At 33.6% G+C, this 1,455-nt stretch carries 2 protein-coding genes; both read right to left on the bottom strand.

Annotated elements, in window-relative coordinates; all coding sequences use genetic code 11:
* Positions 1-193: 193 nt before the first annotated feature.
* A complete protein-coding gene (locus tag TD18_RS17075) occupies positions 194-1,000 on the bottom strand; it encodes an IS3 family transposase (protein WP_241480690.1) in 807 nt (268 codons plus the stop codon).
* Between the two features lie 44 nt (positions 1,001-1,044).
* Positions 1,045-1,416, bottom strand: a complete 372-nt coding sequence (locus tag TD18_RS16270; RefSeq protein WP_040254794.1) for a transposase — start codon at positions 1,414-1,416, stop codon at positions 1,045-1,047.
* Between the last annotated feature and the right edge of the window lie 39 nt (positions 1,417-1,455).

The raw sequence follows: 1,455 nt of genomic DNA, 5'->3' as shown, positions 1-1,455 counted from the left end.
TCTCTTGCTTTATTGTTCTTATAAAATGGGCCATCGATTACTCTATTTCGTTTATTATCATTTTCCGATTTTTCGTTGTTCGCACAGCTATTTATAGAGATAATTAAAATCAGAAATATTAGATACTTTTTCATTTGAATACGATTGGTTTAAATGTCTAGTCCTGAAATATGGCTACAGGTTAATAATTGATTTACGCTGTTTTTAAATATACCATATTTGGTGTTTTATAGTCTAAAGATAAATGTAATCTTATTTCGTTGTATAGATTAATTGCATTTTTTGTTGCCCTCTTTGCGTGTTGTAGGCTATCAAAGGTCTGATCTAGATAGAACTCGTCTTTAAGGATTCCGTTTATACGCTCTGCCACAGCATTTTCGTAGCAATGATTTTCTTCTGTCATGCTAATGCCAATGTTATTTCTCTTTAAAATCTGAGTGTAAACATTGCTACAATATTGTATACCTCTGTCGGAATGGTGTATAAGTTTTGTAGTGTCTTTAGCTTGATACAGCGCCTTGTTTAAAGCTCTTTCACAACCTTTTAGTTCCAAACTGTTACTTATGTCATAGCCAACTATTTTACGGCTGTACATATCTGTAATAAGCGCTAGGTAACAAAACCCTTTGATAGTTCTAATATAAGTGATATCGCTTACCCAGACTTGGTTTGGTCTAGTGATGTCAATATCTTTAATGATGTTTTTGTACTTGTAGAACCTATGTAATGAGTTGGTTGTTCTTGAGCTGTATTTTTTTCTAAGTGTGAGCATATTGTTTTTTCTAAGTATGTTAAATAAGGTGTCTCTACCAATTTTTAAGTTGGATTCAATAAACTCTTGTTCTAATGACCTGGTGAGTTTTCTAACGCCTTCTCTAGGAAGGGATTTGCGTCTGTTCTTAACTATGATCACTACTTTTTTTTCTATTTCCAGACGTTTGTCCTCGCGACGTTTGTACTTGTAGTACGCATCACGTTTAAGTCCGAAACAAGCAGTTATAGTGGTAAGAGAAGTAAATCCCTTAGATCTTTCCTTGGCCTTAATCAGGGCTTGATACTTAGTTTTTTTTTAAGTTCAAGAACGGATTTGTAGCCTAACTGTTCAGCTGCTACTTCTAGATATGAATCGTCAATAAGAGCATCCATATCTTTTTTCAGAAGCAGTTTCTTTAGCTGTTCAATCTCTTTCTGAAGTTGTTTAATACGAGTTATTTCGTCTTTAGTTTTCACAGTTACTCTGGTGTTCATTAAGTCTTTACGGTTGTACTTCTTTATCCATTCATTGATAGTTGTTGGTGCAATACCGTAAGCTTTGCCTAGTTGATACTTGTTTAGTTTTCCTGCGGTAAGTTCGTCTAAAATTTTGAGTTTAAAAGATTCAGAATACCGTCTAATTACTTTGTCATTTTTGTACATAATGTTTAAAATTATGTAGCCTTTATTCAGGACGGGTCA

Origin of the sequence: Psychroserpens mesophilus, from assembly GCF_000826645.1 — a bacterium.
In the GTDB taxonomy this organism is placed as follows: Bacteria; Bacteroidota; Bacteroidia; order Flavobacteriales; family Flavobacteriaceae; genus Psychroserpens; species Psychroserpens mesophilus.
This window is presented reverse-complemented; position numbering and strand designations above follow the sequence as displayed.

What these genes read in the sequence shown, in the direction of transcription:
- TD18_RS16270 (WP_040254794.1), bottom strand. Translation starts at nt 1,416, where the DNA reads ATGTACAAAAATGACAAAGTAATTAGACGGTATTCTGAATCTTTTAAA.